Below are 15939 nucleotides of genomic sequence, written 5' to 3' on the forward strand. Positions count from 1 at the left end.
TTAGCTGCATTAAAACACGACAAATTATTTGGCACTATCCCTCGGTCTGCATTGAAGAATTTCTATGACCAACAAGGATTGTCCGCGTGAGCAGCGCCAAACTTCATGATATTATGTGCAGCGTGTTAATGAATCGGATCATTATGAAGTCACTGCATCATCTTATTATTATTGCTTTCGCACTGTCGACTTGGGTCGCTCAGGCTAACCCAGACAGCGAACAGCTGCGCTGGGAGCAATTTGTGAACGCATATTCTAAGCAACTCAAACAAAAACTAAAAGAAAAATCGATACCGGGTGCTGCTTTGAGTATTGTTCATCAGCAGCATGGTGATCATATCGTAGGCATAGGGCAAACCAAAGTTAAAAAAGGGCGCAACGTCACGGTCAATACGCGCTTTCGGTTAGCCTCGGTATCCAAGACCTTTGCCGGCTCCCTGACTGCCAAGTTGGCAGCTCAAGGGGTTCTTAATCTCGAAGATACCGTTGCGGAGCACCTGCCTATTTTCAGTGAGAGCGCTTACGGTAAGGCCAAGTTATATCACTTACTGAGTCACTCTAGCGGTCTGGTACCCAACGCCTATGACAACCTGATAGAGTCACGTATGACGTATGACAAAATTTATCCGCGCCTGGTTGATGTTAAGCATCTTTGTAGGCCGGGTATTTGTTATGGCTATCAGAATGTTATGTTTAGTTTGATCGGCAATGTGATTGCGCAAACGACGCAACTTAGCTACGAATCCTGGCTCGAGCACTTCTTTTTTGCTCCTTTGGGTATGAAAGATGCGGGCTTAGGTCATGCGCACATGACCAGAGATGATAATTTTGCGGCGCCTCATGTGCGAGGGACTAAACGTTGGCACACTGCCAGGCTGAAGCCACACTACTATAAAGTGGCGCCAGCAGCGGGTGTGAATGCCAGTGCCGCAGATATGGCACAATGGCTAAAGGCACAACTGGGCATATACCCGTCGGTCTTGTCGCTGGATGCGCTTACCATACAGTCACGCCCGTATACGCGCACAAAGCGCGAATTGCGCAGGCGTGTGTGGCGTAATTATGTTGAACAAGCACATTATGGCCTTGGCTGGCGTATTTATAGTTTTTCAGGTGAATTAATGTATTACCACAGTGGCTGGGTGCAAGGTTATAGAACGGATGTGGCAGTGTTACCAGAGTTGGGGATTGGTTTTAGTTTGCTGCTGAATGCAGAAAGTGGGGTCATCAATGGCCTGAGTACAGAATTCATTCGTCAGGCCATTGAATTTAGCAGAGCTGCCAGGGCACAAGCTGATGCTCAGGCAGCCAGCTAGATGCTACTGGCGAGGTAACTGGATTTTTTTATCTTCACTTTGGCGATACAAAACGACGATATGGCCGATTGTCTGAACCTTGTGGGCACCTGTTTCACGAATAATGGCTTCAAAGATAAGCTGTTTGGTTTCACGATCATTGGTCGGTACTTTGACCTTGATGAGTTCGTGGATGTCTAAACATTGCTCAATCTCTAACAGAACTCCTTCTGTCAGCCCGTTACCACCGAGCAAAACAACGGGTTTTAGGTCATGTGCTAACCCTTTTAGGTACTGCTTCTGTTTATTTGATAATGTCATATTGATACAATTTACTAATTAAGGCTTGAATTACCGCTATTCTAACGCCATCTAAAGAATATTACTAATGAGTTGCAGTTAATATGGCAAATAAAAAGCACTCAGCGAGCTCCAAACGCTGGTTAAAAGAACATGTTGAAGATCCTTATGTTCATGAGGCACAAAAGCGAGGCTATCGCTCACGTGCTGTGTTTAAGTTGGAAGAGATCCAACAAAAAGACAAATTGTTTAGACCAGGTATGCATGTTGTCGACCTGGGCGCAGCGCCAGGAAGCTGGTCTCAGTATTTGGCCGAACAGGTCGGTGAGAAGGGCGAAGTGATCGCATGTGATATTTTGCCAATGGACTCTCTGCCGGGTGTCGCCTTTTTGCAAGGTGACTTTCGCGAAGAAGCCGTACTCAATGCCTTAATGGAGCGAATTGGTGGCAAAAATATTGATGTGGTATGTTCGGATATGGCACCCAATATGAGTGGCAACAATGTGATAGATCAGGCTGGTAGCATGTACTTGGTCGAGTTGGCATTTGATATGTGCCATCAGGTTCTCAAACCGAATGGGGCGTTTGCCGTGAAGGTGTTTCAAGGCGAAGGCTTTGATCAGTTTGTGCAGGACGTGCGTAATGCCTTTAAAGTGGTTAAGATCCGCAAACCAAAAGCATCTCGTCCACGATCTCGTGAAGTATATATAGTGGCGACGGGCTACAAACTGTAGTACAGTTGAGACGCTTTTAAGACGAATTTGAATTATTTTAGATACAAGAGGTTAACCCCTTGAGCGATATGGCGAAGAATTTAATACTCTGGTTGGTGATAGCAGTCGTGCTAATGACCGTGTTTCAGAGCTTCAATGGTGGCGAACAAGCAGATCGCCAAACTAGTTACACTCAGTTTGTGAACGAAGTGCGTAGTGGTGTAGTCCGCGATGTTAACATCGACCGCACAGCTGGTACGATCACAGGGATCAAAAATAATGGTGAACGTTTTCAAACCATTATGCCGTTGTATGATGACGACCTGATCAATGACTTACTTAAAAACGACGTAAACGTTAAAGGGGTTGCGCCGGAAGAGCAGTCTTTCCTGGCTAATATCTTCATTTCCTGGTTCCCTATGCTGTTGTTAATTGGTGTGTGGATCTTCTTCATGCGTCAGATGCAAGGTGGTGGTGGTAAAGGCGCCATGTCATTTGGTAAGAGCAAAGCTCGCCTGATGGGGGAAGACCAGGTTAAAACTACATTTGCCGACGTTGCAGGGTGCGACGAAGCAAAAGAAGACGTGACCGAATTGGTCGACTTCTTGCGTGACCCGTCTAAATTCCAAAAGCTTGGCGGTAACATTCCTAAAGGTGTGTTGATGGTCGGTCCTCCTGGAACTGGTAAAACTTTGCTTGCCAAAGCGGTCGCTGGTGAGGCTAAAGTACCATTTTTTACCATTTCAGGTTCTGACTTCGTAGAAATGTTTGTTGGTGTTGGTGCGTCACGCGTACGAGACATGTTCGATCAGGCAAAGAAAGCTGCGCCGTGTATTATCTTTATCGATGAGATAGACGCCGTAGGCCGCAAACGTGGTGCTGGTATGGGTGGTGGTCACGATGAGCGTGAGCAAACTCTGAACCAGATGCTGGTTGAAATGGATGGTTTCGAAGGCAATGAAGGTATTATCGTTATTGCTGCGACGAACCGTCCCGATGTACTTGACCCGGCATTGCTGCGTCCTGGCCGTTTTGACCGTCAGGTTGTTGTAGGCTTGCCAGACGTACGTGGTCGTGAGCAAATCCTGAATGTACATATGCGCAAAGTGCCGCTTGATGAAAACGTTGAGGCATCGGTTATTGCCCGTGGTACACCTGGTTTCTCAGGTGCTGACCTGGCTAACCTGGTTAATGAAGCTGCACTATTTGCTGCCCGTGGTAACAAACGTAAAGTGAGCATGGCTGAATTTGACGCAGCCAAAGACAAGATCATGATGGGCGCAGAGCGTAAATCTATGGTGATGTCTGAGAAAGAAAAAGAAATGACAGCATACCACGAGGCAGGTCACGCGATTGTAGGTCGATTGGTGCCAGAGCATGATCCTGTCTACAAAGTGTCTATTATTCCGCGTGGTCGCGCATTGGGTGTAACTATGTATTTGCCTGAGCAAGACAGAGTTAGTCACTCAAAAGAGCATTTGGAGTCTATGCTATCCAGCCTGTATGGTGGTCGAATCGCAGAGGCCATTATATATGGAGATGACAAAGTAACGACGGGTGCCAGCAATGACATTGAGCGAGCCACTGATATTGCCCGTAAAATGGTTACGCAATGGGGTCTTAGTCCAAAGCTGGGTCCTCAGATGTACATGGAAGAGCAGGGCGAAATGTTTATGGGTGGCGGGTCGTCACGCATGGCTGGTGTGTCTGATGAGACTGCTAAGCTCATTGATGCTGAAATTAAGGACTTTGTAACCCGCAACTATGGCAGGGCGGAACAAATTCTGAAAGACAATATGGATATCCTTCATGCCATGAAGGATGCATTGATGAAGTATGAAACAATTGATGCAGGCCAGATTGACGACTTAATGGAAAGAAAAGAGGTGCGTCCTCCAAGAGACGCGCATGACCGTAAGCCAACCGATAATGGGAATACGGGTACTTCTGCTGGCACCGATACTGACGCTGAAAAGAGCGAAAGTGCGCCAGTATCGGGTTCTGAGCTTGATGACAAGTTATAATCTAAGTTAGAATTCAATAATTGATAAACCCCGGCATTAGCCGGGGTTTTTTTATATTTTAAGGATGACTTCTTTACCAATTCGTCTGGCTAACAGATTTTACTGGCTGAGACTTATCTTATCTCACGTTTAGCCAACGAATACTTAGAGCATAGGGAAAATGAAAGTCCGCCTAGATAATTATCAGGACTAGAACACTGTATATATGTATACAGATGGATGCTGTGAATTGGCATCTTCCAGGCCTCCTAAAGAGCCGAAATTCGACGAATTGGATTAAGTAAGCAGCCATTCATGTGGTGTCAGGTATGCTCTTCACAGCGAGCACTCACTATCTTAATGTGGCAGTTTTTTATAAAATATGCTTATATAAAAGCAATTCAACAGGCGTATTATGCTTAAGCTTAAACTTCCTCGTGGTCGTACACTTGACCTGTCTACACCCCAGATAATGGGAATTGTTAACGTAACTCCTGATTCCTTTTCAGATGGCGGCAAGTATTGTCAGTCTGACAGCGCTGTCAGTCATGGTTTGACCCTTCTTCAGCAAGGCGCAAGTGTGCTCGATATTGGGGGGGAGTCAACACGTCCTGGCGCACCTGATGTCGCATTGGAACAAGAGCTTGAGCGTGTTATCCCCGTGATTGAAGGAATACGGGCTCAGTCTGACTGTGTTATTTCAGTTGACACCAGTAAAGCTGAGGTTATGTCAGCTGCGATTGAAGCGGGTGCTGATATGATCAACGATGTGCGTGCGTTGCAGGAGCCTGGTGCACTTGACGTGGCTGCACATTACGATGATGTTGCAGTGTGCCTGATGCACATGCAGGGGCAACCCAGAACGATGCAGCTCAATCCCTGCTATGAGGACCTGTTTAGAGATATCAGCGCATTTTTCGAGTCACGTATGGCTTGCTGTGTTGAAGCAGGCATAGCACGTGAACGCCTCATTATTGATCCAGGGTTTGGCTTTGGAAAAACGCTGGAACATAACTTTTCACTGTTAGGACAATTATCTTACTTTGCTGAACTACAACGTCCTATTCTTGCCGGGTTATCCCGCAAATCTATGTTTGGCAAATTACTTAATCGGGATACAGATGAACGCTTGGCTGCGAGCCTTAGTGGAGCATTGTTATGTGCTCAACAGGGCGCGCAGATTATACGTGTTCATGATGTTAAAGAAACCAATGATGTGCTGCGGGTTTGGCGCGCAGCAACGCATGGAGTAAATGAATGACAACAAGAAAATATTTTGGTACCGATGGTGTGCGGGGTATGGTTGGAGAGTTTCCGATCACACCTGAATTTGCACTTAAATTAGGCTGGGCGGCAGGTAAAGTGCTGTCAAAGTCTGGCACCAAAAAAGTAATCATAGGCAAAGATACGCGCATTTCAGGCTATTTGCTGGAAACGTCTTTGGAAGCAGGGTTAATCGCTGCAGGGATTAATGTCGTGCTGCTTGGGCCAATGCCCACACCTGCCGTTGCTTACTTGACGCAAACATTTCGGGCCGAAGCGGGCATTGTGATCAGTGCGTCGCACAACCCATACCATGACAACGGGATAAAATTCTTCGGTGGTGATGGTAAGAAATTACCAGACCAGGTTGAGCTTGAAATTGAAGCTATGCTCGATGAGCCAATGACCTGTGTGGCTTCAGATAAGCTTGGTAAGGCACGACGTCTGGAAAACGCAGATGGTCGTTATATCGAATTCTGTAAAGGGCAATTCCCCAACGAACTATCACTCGAGGGGCTCAAAATCGTCTTGGATTGCGCAAACGGTGCGACTTACCACATTGCGCCGGCAGTTATGCGTGAATTAGGCGCGGAAGTGATCTGCACGGCTTGTGAGCCAAATGGAGTTAATATCAATGAAAAGTGCGGTGCAACGCACGTAGATGCTTTAAAACGCCATGTACTTGAGCATCAGGCCGATGTGGGGATCGCTTATGATGGCGATGGCGACCGCGTCATGATGGTAGATCATAACGGCCGTGTGTTTGATGGGGACGACATTGTATATATCATCGCTGCGCAAGCTCAGCGTAGTGGACACCTAAAAGGCGGTGTGGTTGGCACTGTGATGTCCAATATGGGGTTGGAAAATGCGCTGAAAGAGAGAGACATTCCGTTTGAACGCAGTAAGGTGGGCGACCGTTATGTGCTGAGTAAGCTTCAGGAGCATGGCTGGACGATTGGCGGTGAAAGCTCAGGTCACGTCTTGAATCTTGAGCTCATCCCAACAGGCGACGGTATTGTATCAAGCTTACAGGTACTGGCTGCAATGGTTGCTCAAAACCAGACGCTGAAAGATTTAGGCGCCGGATTTGTCAAATATCCGATGAAAATGATCAATGTGCGTTATGTCAAAGGTACAGATCCCGTATCAACGGATGTGGTTCAACAAGCCGTGAAAGAGGTTGAAGCCGAGTTGGGTGATAAAGGTCGGGTCTTGTTAAGAAAGTCAGGCACTGAGCCTGTTGTTCGCGTTATGGTTGAAGCTGAACAGGAAAAGCAAGTTATTGACTTTGCCACCAAAATTGCTCAAGTCGTTGAATCTGTGAGCAACTAAACCAAAATCCACAATTTTTTCTTGTAACTTAGGGTGAGTGACGTTAGTATCTCACCCGCTTTCTGATGCGGAGTAATACATGGGACAGAGAAAGCCAATCGTCGCAGGCAACTGGAAAATGAACGGCTCACTAGAGCTGATAAAAGAAATTGCAGCGGTGAGTGCGCAAGTCGCAGAGCAACAGTGTGAGGTATTAGTTTTTCCTCCTGCGGTGTTACTGTCTGAGGCAATATCAGCAGGTCTAAAATGTGGCACACAGACTGTGTCAGAATTTGATGCTGGTGCCTACACAGGTGAAATACAAGCTTCTTTAGTTAAAGCCCTTGGTGCAAATTACACCTTAGTTGGCCACTCTGAAAGACGTAGTATTTACGGCGAATCTAATGAAGATGTCGCAAACAAATTTGCTCAAGCGCAGCAAAATGGTTTGACACCTATTCTGTGTATTGGTGAAACCCAAGAACAAAGAACAGATGGCAAGACAGAAGAAGTTGTTAAACAACAGCTTGAATCTGTCATTGAAAAATTAGGCATAGCATCACTGGTAAATTCTGTGATAGCATACGAGCCTGTTTGGGCCATCGGTACTGGTTTAACAGCCACACCAGAGCAAGCTCAGGCAACGCACAAGTATATTCGCGATTTGTTACGTAGTTATGATGAACAGGTTGCAGATGCACTGCGCATATTATATGGCGGCAGTGTTAATGAAAGTAATAGTGAATTATTGTTCGCACAAGCAGATATTGACGGCGGCCTGATAGGCGGAGCGAGTCTCAAACCTGAAAGCTTTAGTGCTATCTGTGAAAGTGCAAAGGGATAAGTAAATGTACGAGATTCTTTTGGTTATTTATTTGGTGGTCTCGCTGGCTTTGATCGGCATGATCTTAATTCAGCAAGGCAAAGGCGCCGACATGGGGTCATCTTTCGGTGCTGGAGCTTCAGCAACCGTGTTTGGTTCATCAGGTGCTGGTAACTTTATGACCAAAACAACAACAGTTCTTGCGACGGTATTTTTTGTCCTGAGTATTGTTCTGGGTAGTCTGACTGCCAGCCAAATTAAACAGGCAGATCAGTGGGAAAACCTTGAAGCACCAGCTTCTACAGTAGTGCCTGCTAGTCAAGATGTACCAGCGTCAGAAGAGTCTCAAAACAACTCAGACGTCCCAAACTAAAAACTTCTTAGCGAACGTGGTGGAATTGGTAGACACGCCATCTTGAGGGGGTGGTGAGCATAGCTCGTGGGGGTTCAAGTCCCCCCGTTCGCACCAAGCTCAGAGCCAGCGATGCACTGGCTCTCTCATCAGATATGAGATAAGTCGTAACTAAGCGACAATGCATTACACCGAATTGCGAATGTGGTGGAATTGGTAGACACGCCATCTTGAGGGGGTGGTGAGCATAGCTCGTGGGGGTTCAAGTCCCCCCATTCGCACCAATCGGTTATCTAGACTCCTTCCTTACTTTCAAAAACGCCCGAATTTAAACTACTTAAGTGCGTTATTCCACTTACATAGGTTACAATAAAAGAAATTAGTTTGTGTTTCTTTTTATGCATTTTCCTGCTCATTTTATTTCCAAAGTTTTCCATGGCGTTAGATCAATCGACGTATGCCCACAAGGAATAAGGGTACTTAAGGCGGACGGTGAAAAGCTGATTACCTGGGCACAGCAACATCAGCCTCCTGCCATTTCGGTGGATTGGTTAGGCGCACGCCTACTGTGTCATGAGCAGGATCAGGTGCTGGCTATTCGGGTAAAACATCAACCCGACCCACACTTACAATCTCAGCTTGAAACCTTCTGGTTAAACACGCATAAAGCACGCCTGCTTTCGTCGGTTGCGGCTGTGGAGCGGCTACTGCAGCATCGATATTTGTCTGTACGTTATTGGGCTACAACTCGTTCTGTGATCACTGAGTTGGCAAAGTACTGGAGTGGCTGGCAAAGTCGGCCAGACATGGATGCGGTTCTGCGACAGGCACAATACACGGTAGCTGAGTTGCATTGCTGGCATGACGAAGACCTGGCTCAATTCAGAGAAGCCTTTATTCAGGCGCAGTTACGTCGTTATGAGGGCTTTTTCGATACGGTGTGTGAGCACCCCTTGACTCAGGCACAACGTCGGGCGTGTGTGGTACAGGATGAGCGTCAGCTATTACTTGCAGGGGCAGGAACCGGAAAAACCAGTGTCATGGTGGCCAAAGCAGCCTATCTGCTTCATTCGCAACAGGCTCAGATTGAGCAAATACTGATGCTCGCATACGGAAAGGAAGCGGCTGTTGAGATGCAGCAACGGCTGGCTCACAGTAAAGTGGCGGTGGAGTGCGCTACATTTCATAGCCTTGGATTGGAGATCATCGCTCAGGTCGAAGGTAATAAACCGACCTTGTCTGCGTTGTGTCAGAGTGACGCAGCCAGAGAGCAGTTTATTGCCGAAACGCTGGCATCTTTGTGTCAGGAGCCCCATTATCAGCGTGATTTACAGGCGTTGCTGAAAAGTCAGTTTTCAGCAACTGAAAACAGCCAAAAACTCGAACTGACCTCCCGAGCGGCAACGAAATTGATTCGGCAATTTTCGGAGGCGCTGAGCTTTTACAAGCAGGCCTTGTTTTTGGGCAAAACGCAGTCATTGAGTCATGAGTTTTCCCTCTGGACGAACTGCTTCCGGCCTGTTCTTACTGACTATCAGCTCTATTTGCAAAAAGAGCAATGTATTGACTTTGATGACATGATCACGCGTGCCATCGAATATGTGCGTAGTGGCAAGTTTCACAGTCCCTGGCATTACATTCTGGTTGATGAATTTCAGGATATTTCTCCGCTTCGGGCCGAGTTGCTCAAAGCGCTGCTGGTGCGCAACAGTAAGAGCGATTTGTTTGCCGTCGGGGACGACTGGCAGGCGATATATCGTTTTAGTGGTGGAGATATCTCTATGACGACCCACTTTTCGGAGCACTTTGGAGAGGCAACGATCCAACAGCTCGATATGACATTTCGTTATCCGCAACAGCTACTGGACATTGCCAGCGAATTTGTATGTCAAAACCCTGGTCAATTGATTAAACGGGTTAATTCGAGCCAAGTGGCCAGTTGCCCCGTGTTGATTACGTACCCGGAGGAGGAGGATGCGCTAAGCAAAGCAATCGATGGGTTTATGAGCCTGACGGCTGAGCCTTGCTCAGTCTTGTTACTGGCACGCAATCACAAATATTTGCCATCAGCAGAAGTGTTGGCCAAACTTGCTCAGCGATTTCCTCGCGCGCGTATTACCGCGCTGACTTTTCACGGCGCTAAGGGTAAAGAGGCTGATTTTAGCATTTTATTGGGTTTGCATAGCAACAGCGTGCCCGCCAGGCAGCAAAGTGCGGCGATCATAGAGGCGTTATTACCTGCGCGGGAGTCGTATCCAGATGCGGAGGAGCGGCGATTGTTCTATGTTGCGCTTACCCGTGCCCGTCGGCAAGTTTGTTTGTTGGTACCTGACGAACCCAGCCCGTTTATCGAGCAGACCCTGGCACTAGTGAACTGACCCTTTAACTGGTAATTCTTTTATCCTGACGACAAATAAATTTTGTTGTACTTTGGGGCCATAGCTTTTCATAATCCGCGCTTTGAATTTCAAGCGAGCACAGAGCACCCAATGCGTGGATGGATTATATACAAAGACTCGGCAAACCTTTTAAAGCCAGAAACATACGAAATTAAACGCCTACTGGAAGTTGCCCAGGAGGAGAACATAGATCTGCAGGTGTTTTCTCCTGATCAGTTTGACTTGCTGGTATCTCGTGAAGACGATCAAAGTGTTTTGATCGATGGCGAGCCGGTATCGCTGCCCGATTTTGTGTTACCTCGTATGGGAGCTGGAACAACGTATTTTGCACTGGCGATTATTCGTCACCTTGAGCGGCTCGGCGTGCATTGTTTTAACAGCTCAGAAGCAACTGAAACAGTAAAAGACAAATTGTTTGCACAGCAGATCCTGGCACAGCAAAATTTACCCACGCCAAAAACCATGCTGGTGAAGTTTCCGGTTAATATTGATCTGGTTGAAAAGCAAATTGGATTCCCGGTGGTGGTAAAAACGCTGTCCGGCTCACAGGGCAGTGGGGTCTTTTTGTCAAAAACGCGCAGTGAGTTTGACGACTTAATGCAGTTAATTGAAGCGACCAGCCCGAAAGCAAACATTATTCTGCAAAAGTTCATTAAGTCGAGTCACGGTAGGGATTTACGTGTATTGACGATTGGTGGGCGTGTGGTTGCTTGTATGGAGCGAAATTCAGGCGGCGCAAACTTCAAAGCGAATGTGAGTGCGGGCGCGAAAGGCCTGTCGCATCCAATCACCCCCGAGATAGAATGGCTAGCAACGCAAACGGCGAATATTCTTAATCTGGATATGGCGGGGATCGATCTGTTGTTTGATGAAGAACACTTTAAGATCTGCGAAGCGAATTCGAGTCCAGGTTTCGAAGGCTTAGAAGCTGCGGTTGATGTTGATGTGGCGCGGGAGATACTGCACTTTATCCGAATTCGTTTGGGGATATTCGACAAGAAAAAGCCAAAGGTCTCAGAAGCCAAAAAGCAGGTGGCTAAGCCACACCTTACCAGCGCTTAACTTGTCAGCACGGCTTAGAGCCCAAGTGAGATACCAGCAGCCATTGCTGGCTGGTATCATAGCTTATTGATTTCTTTAGCAACCTGATAGCCATCATCGGTGATGATCTGCTCAAGCGTTGCTACACGGGCTTTGAGTTGCTGAATTTCATCCTGCATTGCCTGTTTTTCGGCTTGACTCATTCCGTCGAGCTTTTTCATTTCGAGGCGCTTAGCAAAGATATCGCGGATAACGCCAAAACCCACTGCCACTAAGACAATTAAAAAAACCATAGTTGTGCCGGACATATCTGTGACTCCCTTTCTCACTTTGATAGTCCTAGGTTAGCAAATTATCGAACAGAGGTCTTGATTGGATCTGTTTCAAGATGTGATTTAGCCAGTGGGCGTAGCTTTGCCCACTGAGCAAATGATGGACGTTATTCGTAAGACAGTGGGTCACTGGCCTGATTTAATGTAAAGGCTTCCAGGCGCTCCTGACAGGCTCCACACTTACCACAGGCCTTCTCACGACCATTGTAGCAGGTCCAGGTTTTACTGTAGTCGAGCCCCATTTTCAGGCCGTCTGTGAGGATCTCAATCTTGCTGTTGTTCAGGTATGGGCAAACAATTTCAATTTCTTCATAATTTGCGATGCGGCAGACGTCGTCCATTTTTTTCACAAACTCAGGGCGACAGTCCGGATAGATTGCATGGTCGCCTGAATGGGCACCGTAAAAGACTTTACTGGCCTTGAGCGAAACGGCATAGCCAACCGCCAGAGACAGCAAGATCATGTTGCGGTTTGGCACCACAGTGCTTTTCATGCTTTCTTCTTCGTAATGGCCTTCAGGTACTTCAATGTCATCAGTTAGTGATGAACCACCGATCAGCTGATTGATAGCGGAAATGTCGACGATTTTATGAGCCACACCGAGTTCGTCGCAGGCTTGACGTGCAACTTCGAGCTCTTTTACATGACGCTGGCCATAATTAAAAGACAGTGCATAGACCTCATAGCCTGATTTAAGTGCCTTGTTCAGGACTGTATATGAATCCATGCCACCGGAATAAATAACAACGACTTTTTCGCTCATAGGTTTGCCTCGTTTGTGTGCTCGAATACTCACTGACATTGCTCGCGATTTTAATAGAGGTTTATGTCAGGGCGCGATATACTACACGGCCGCTGAAAAAATGACAATCCGACGGGTCAGATAATGCCTGTTTTTCAGCGTTATGGTTTTTGCCAGAGTAAAATGTAAACGTTATTAAGTCGTCATGTGTCCGGTTTGAATCCGGTATGTAAAGTGAGTTCGGAGCTGTTTTGTACAAGATAAATGAAGTGTTTGAAACCATCCAGGGTGAAGCCAGCCACACTGGTGTGCCTTCCATTTTTGTGCGCTTACAGGGATGCCCTGTAGGTTGCGCCTGGTGTGATACCAAGCAGACCTGGGAGGTTGACCCCGTTTATCTTGTAAGCTTGGATCAAACGGTAGAGAAAAAAGCGGATTCAGACTTTTGGGCCAATGCCACACCTGAGCAACTACTGGCTTTGTTTGAAGCGCGCGGCTATACCGCAAAACATGTAGTGATCACCGGGGGCGAGCCTTGTATGTATGATCTCAACCCGTTGTGCGACAAGCTTCATGCTAAGGGATATCAAACTCAGGTAGAAACCAGCGGTACTTTTGAAATTCTGGTGCCTGCGCAAACCTGGGTAACGGTATCTCCGAAAATCAATATGCGCGGCGGTTACAAAGTCCTGGCAAGTGCGATGCAAAGAGCGGATGAGATTAAACACCCGGTCGCAATGGAGAAGCACGTAGAAGAGCTCGAAGCCTTGTTCGAAGAGACCGGGGTTCAGCCTAAGCTGGTATACCTGCAACCTATCAGTCAAAAGGCGAAGGCGACTAAGCTGGCCATTGATACATGTAAACGGAAAAACTGGCGCTTGTCTGTGCAGGTCCATAAATATATTGGCATCAGTTAATCGGGGGTCGTGTTAGCCAGCGGTTTGACTTTTAACCAGATCTCCAGCGCAATCATACGTTTTGCAGGGTCTTTGTTATGGTCGTTATCAACTGGCTGGTCGTAATGCTCAATGAGCGGGGCATCGTCCGGCTCAAACCCGCTGTTCGGTAACCAGGCTGCGTAGAGGGCCAGCTGAAAAGGCAGCAGGTTACTCACTAAGTCATGGTAGCGAAAAACCGCATACTGACCCGCAGCTAACGCACTTAGTCTGAAAGGGCTTTTAACTTTGTCTTTTAATCCCGAGGGGATCACCAACGCACCGTCATATCTGGCTTTATCCAGCGGGGTAAAGAGGGGGTTGTCATGACCAAATCCGAACTTAGTAATGCTGTGTGAGTCAAGACCATGCACTTGGGCCCATTGATTTAGTTGCTCCCAGCATTGCCAGATCCCATCAAGGTGATAGCCTTGCGGTGCTCTGAGGGTGCATAAGTCCATTGCATCAATCTTCATGATCCGGCTGGCCGTGGGTGATATGTCAGGCTGCTTCGCAGACATCTTTTCGGCTTGCAGTCGCATCAGTAATTCAACGTTCATCTTTTGAACTTCAAGGCGCTCTGCCAGTTGCTTTTTCAGGCGCTCTGTTTTTCTAATGCTGATTGGTGTAATGCCATAGTGTTCTTTGAAAGAGCGCGTGAAGTTGGCGCTACTTGAATAGCCGCAGTCCAGTGCAATGTCAGTTACGCTTTTTTCGGGGTGAAAGAACAGTAAAGAAGCGGCGCGCTCCAGCCTTACCCGATTACTGTATTGGGTCAGGGATTCACCCATCAGGGCAGAAAAAATGCGTTGTAAATGGCACTTAGAAAAGTGGCTGAGTCGCGCGGCTTTTTCCAGACTAACAGGCTGATCCGGGTGGCTGTGAATATAAGCAACCACAGGTTTCAAGCGCTGATAATATAAGTCCCGATGCTTTTCCTGCCGGTCAGTTTTTTGCACTGATAATCTCCAGTTTGTTTGAGGTTGCTTGTTTGTAGTGAAACCAACACAGGCAACAGGTCGCCAGCGCGGTGATGATATCGGCGCTGACTATCGCGATAAAGATCCCGTTCAGGTCAAACCACAGTGGCAGTACAAAAAGCAACGGCGTAAACACAAATATGATCCTGAATGCACTATAAAAACTAGCTCGGCGAGGGTCGCCAATAGACTGATAAAAGCCGCTGGCAACCAACATCAAGGCGACAAGTGGCAGCCCCCACAGTGCGGAGTGTATCATTTCCTGACCCTGATATATCAGTAATGACTGGTTGGTAAACCAGGCCATGACATTTGAGGCAAACAAAGCAAGCTGGATTGTCACGAGTGTGGCATACAGCATCATTGAAAGGAGCGCGATTTCAATTGATTTACGCACCCGTTCTGCTTTTTGTGCTGCAAGGTTAAAGGCACATAAGGTTTGAAAGGTGACCAGCATGGCAACCATGGGCAGAGTAGCAAAGGTCAGCACCCGACTTAGCATACCATAAGTGATAACCCAGGTTTCTCCTGCGGTTTGCATGAGCTGAAGATTCATGATGGCCGTTTGCCAGCCCAGACAGAGGTGTGTGATCAACACAGGTGCCCCTGTCGACAAAATAGGGAGCCAGGCTTTATGATCAATTGCAAAATAAATGGGGGTAAACCTGCCGGGTCTCGATAGCAGGTATAAGGCCAATAGCAAGGCGGTAGCCTGTGATATCACTGTGGCCAAAGCCGCGCCGGTAACACCCCATTCAAATACTGCAATAAACACGTAATCCAGCACAATATTGAGTCCGGAAGCCGTTAACATGATCAGCATGAGCTTGTGCGGTTGTCCTTCAGCACGAAAAATATCTCCCAGTACAGGCAAAATTATCGCAACAAAACTACATAGCATAATGGGATAAAGATAAGCGAAAGCGTCGGCTTTGAATACCGGATCGACGCTGAGCCAGTTTAGTATCTCAAGTGGATAGAGCCAGCCTAATACCAGGAGGATTGCGCTGAGTAGCATTGCTATCTGCATGGTATGGCCAATTATCAATCCGGCTTTTGCTCGTTGTCTGGCGCCCAGCAGACGGGTAACCATAGTTGACATGCCGGCAGAGAGCATAGCAGCCAGCGCTGCAATCCCCATTTGAACAGGGAATACCATGGCAACTGCGCCCAACGCCTGCTCCCCCACAAAGTGGCTGATAAACAGACCATCTATCAGGTTGTACAGGCCGATAACCAGCATACCGATGCATATTGGAAAAAAGTGTTTCAAAAACAAGATGGCGACCGGCTCGGTCGCGAGGTGCTCTGAGTTACTGGAAGAGCGATTTGGATCAACAGACATCCACGATTACCTGACATTGATTTAATGTCTGGCTAGTCTATGTCGCTCATTCTATGAAAAATATTCAAATCTTGCGCAATTGAGTAAGCGAAGGCTTATCA

The 15939-nt window shown here is 47.2% G+C and carries 15 protein-coding genes and 2 tRNA genes; 12 read left to right on the forward strand and 5 right to left on the reverse strand.

The annotated features are described in order from the left end of the window. Positions 1-143 precede the first annotated feature (143 nt). Positions 144-1316, forward strand: a complete 1173-nt coding sequence (locus CWC22_RS07505) for a serine hydrolase domain-containing protein (RefSeq protein ID WP_230090650.1) — start codon at positions 144-146, stop codon at positions 1314-1316. 3 nt (positions 1317-1319) lie between these two features. On the opposite strand, the gene yhbY is transcribed toward CWC22_RS07505, so the two are convergent. Further along, positions 1320-1616, reverse strand: a complete 297-nt coding sequence (gene yhbY, locus CWC22_RS07510) for a ribosome assembly RNA-binding protein YhbY (RefSeq protein ID WP_010385908.1) — start codon at positions 1614-1616, stop codon at positions 1320-1322. A gap of 83 nt (positions 1617-1699) precedes the next feature. Between yhbY and rlmE the strand changes: the two genes are divergently transcribed. The 10 genes from rlmE to CWC22_RS07560 all read left to right on the forward strand — a co-directional run bounded on the left by rlmE (position 1700) and on the right by CWC22_RS07560 (position 11524). Beyond that, a complete protein-coding gene (gene rlmE / locus CWC22_RS07515; RefSeq protein ID WP_010385909.1) occupies positions 1700-2329 on the forward strand; it encodes a 23S rRNA (uridine(2552)-2'-O)-methyltransferase RlmE in 630 nt (209 codons plus the stop codon). A gap of 68 nt (positions 2330-2397) precedes the next feature. Further along, on the forward strand, positions 2398-4332 hold the full coding sequence (ftsH, locus tag CWC22_RS07520) for an ATP-dependent zinc metalloprotease FtsH (RefSeq protein ID WP_125563298.1): 1935 nt from the start codon (positions 2398-2400) through the stop codon (positions 4330-4332). A gap of 394 nt (positions 4333-4726) precedes the next feature. Next, on the forward strand, positions 4727-5572 hold the full coding sequence (folP, locus tag CWC22_RS07525; protein ID WP_138537858.1) for a dihydropteroate synthase: 846 nt from the start codon (positions 4727-4729) through the stop codon (positions 5570-5572). Next, positions 5569-6909 (forward strand): phosphoglucosamine mutase, encoded by a 1341-nt coding sequence (glmM, locus tag CWC22_RS07530; protein ID WP_125563294.1) that lies wholly within the window; start codon positions 5569-5571, stop codon positions 6907-6909. Before folP ends, glmM begins: the two co-directional genes overlap by 4 nt. 79 nt (positions 6910-6988) lie before the next feature. Then, a complete protein-coding gene (gene tpiA, locus CWC22_RS07535; RefSeq protein ID WP_138537859.1) occupies positions 6989-7732 on the forward strand; it encodes a triose-phosphate isomerase in 744 nt (247 codons plus the stop codon). Positions 7733-7736: 4 nt separating this feature from the next. Then, positions 7737-8084, forward strand: coding sequence for a preprotein translocase subunit SecG (secG, locus tag CWC22_RS07540; protein ID WP_125563290.1), 348 nt, complete (start codon positions 7737-7739; stop codon positions 8082-8084). Between the two features lie 10 nt (positions 8085-8094). Continuing rightward, positions 8095-8180: transfer RNA gene (locus tag CWC22_RS07545), tRNA-Leu, on the forward strand. An 81-nt stretch (positions 8181-8261) separates the two neighbouring features. Then, positions 8262-8347, forward strand: a tRNA-Leu gene (locus tag CWC22_RS07550). Positions 8348-8449: 102 nt separating this feature from the next. Then, on the forward strand, positions 8450-10441 hold the full coding sequence (locus CWC22_RS07555; protein WP_138537860.1) for a UvrD-helicase domain-containing protein: 1992 nt from the start codon (positions 8450-8452) through the stop codon (positions 10439-10441). Positions 10442-10552: 111 nt separating this feature from the next. After that, positions 10553-11524 (forward strand): ATP-grasp domain-containing protein, encoded by a 972-nt coding sequence (locus CWC22_RS07560; protein WP_138537861.1) that lies wholly within the window; start codon positions 10553-10555, stop codon positions 11522-11524. A gap of 56 nt (positions 11525-11580) precedes the next feature. On the opposite strand, the gene CWC22_RS07565 is transcribed toward CWC22_RS07560, so the two are convergent. After that, positions 11581-11811: a hypothetical protein gene (locus CWC22_RS07565; protein WP_125563283.1), complete on the reverse strand. Its 231-nt coding sequence runs from the start codon at positions 11809-11811 to the stop codon at positions 11581-11583. Between the two features lie 131 nt (positions 11812-11942). Then, entirely contained in the window at positions 11943-12599 is a 657-nt protein-coding gene (queC, locus tag CWC22_RS07570; protein WP_125563281.1) for a 7-cyano-7-deazaguanine synthase QueC, read from the reverse strand. Between the two features lie 230 nt (positions 12600-12829). On the opposite strand from queC, the gene queE reads away from it, so the two are divergent. Continuing rightward, entirely contained in the window at positions 12830-13495 is a 666-nt protein-coding gene (gene queE, locus CWC22_RS07575) for a 7-carboxy-7-deazaguanine synthase QueE (protein WP_138537862.1), read from the forward strand. On the opposite strand, the gene CWC22_RS07580 is transcribed toward queE, so the two are convergent. Beyond that, the gene (locus CWC22_RS07580) at positions 13492-14472 is read right to left on the reverse strand and encodes an AraC family transcriptional regulator (RefSeq protein WP_138537863.1); all 981 of its coding nucleotides are present in this window, start codon (positions 14470-14472) and stop codon (positions 13492-13494) included. The genes queE and CWC22_RS07580 overlap by 4 nt on opposite strands. Further along, positions 14459-15838 (reverse strand): MATE family efflux transporter, encoded by a 1380-nt coding sequence (locus CWC22_RS07585; protein WP_138537864.1) that lies wholly within the window; start codon positions 15836-15838, stop codon positions 14459-14461. The genes CWC22_RS07580 and CWC22_RS07585 overlap by 14 nt, the downstream gene beginning before the upstream one ends. Positions 15839-15939 lie beyond the last annotated feature (101 nt).

This window comes from Pseudoalteromonas rubra (assembly GCF_005886805.2).
Lineage (GTDB): Bacteria > Pseudomonadota > Gammaproteobacteria > Enterobacterales > Alteromonadaceae > Pseudoalteromonas > Pseudoalteromonas rubra_D.

Excerpts from the sequence above, each read along its gene's own strand:
- queC (WP_125563281.1), bottom strand. The coding sequence starts at position 12,599 with ATGAGCGAAAAAGTCGTTGTTATTTATTCCGGTGGCATGGATTCATAT.
- secG (WP_125563290.1), top strand. The coding sequence starts at position 7,737 with ATGTACGAGATTCTTTTGGTTATTTATTTGGTGGTCTCGCTGGCTTTG.
- CWC22_RS07505 (WP_230090650.1), top strand. The coding sequence starts at position 144 with ATGAAGTCACTGCATCATCTTATTATTATTGCTTTCGCACTGTCGACT.
- folP (WP_138537858.1), top strand. The coding sequence starts at position 4,727 with ATGCTTAAGCTTAAACTTCCTCGTGGTCGTACACTTGACCTGTCTACA.
- rlmE (WP_010385909.1), top strand. The coding sequence starts at position 1,700 with ATGGCAAATAAAAAGCACTCAGCGAGCTCCAAACGCTGGTTAAAAGAA.
- ftsH (WP_125563298.1), top strand. The coding sequence starts at position 2,398 with ATGGCGAAGAATTTAATACTCTGGTTGGTGATAGCAGTCGTGCTAATG.
- CWC22_RS07585 (WP_138537864.1), bottom strand. The coding sequence starts at position 15,838 with ATGTCTGTTGATCCAAATCGCTCTTCCAGTAACTCAGAGCACCTCGCG.
- CWC22_RS07560 (WP_138537861.1), top strand. The coding sequence starts at position 10,553 with ATGCGTGGATGGATTATATACAAAGACTCGGCAAACCTTTTAAAGCCA.
- yhbY (WP_010385908.1), bottom strand. The coding sequence starts at position 1,616 with ATGACATTATCAAATAAACAGAAGCAGTACCTAAAAGGGTTAGCACAT.
- CWC22_RS07565 (WP_125563283.1), bottom strand. The coding sequence starts at position 11,811 with ATGTCCGGCACAACTATGGTTTTTTTAATTGTCTTAGTGGCAGTGGGT.
- tpiA (WP_138537859.1), top strand. The coding sequence starts at position 6,989 with ATGGGACAGAGAAAGCCAATCGTCGCAGGCAACTGGAAAATGAACGGC.
- glmM (WP_125563294.1), top strand. The coding sequence starts at position 5,569 with ATGACAACAAGAAAATATTTTGGTACCGATGGTGTGCGGGGTATGGTT.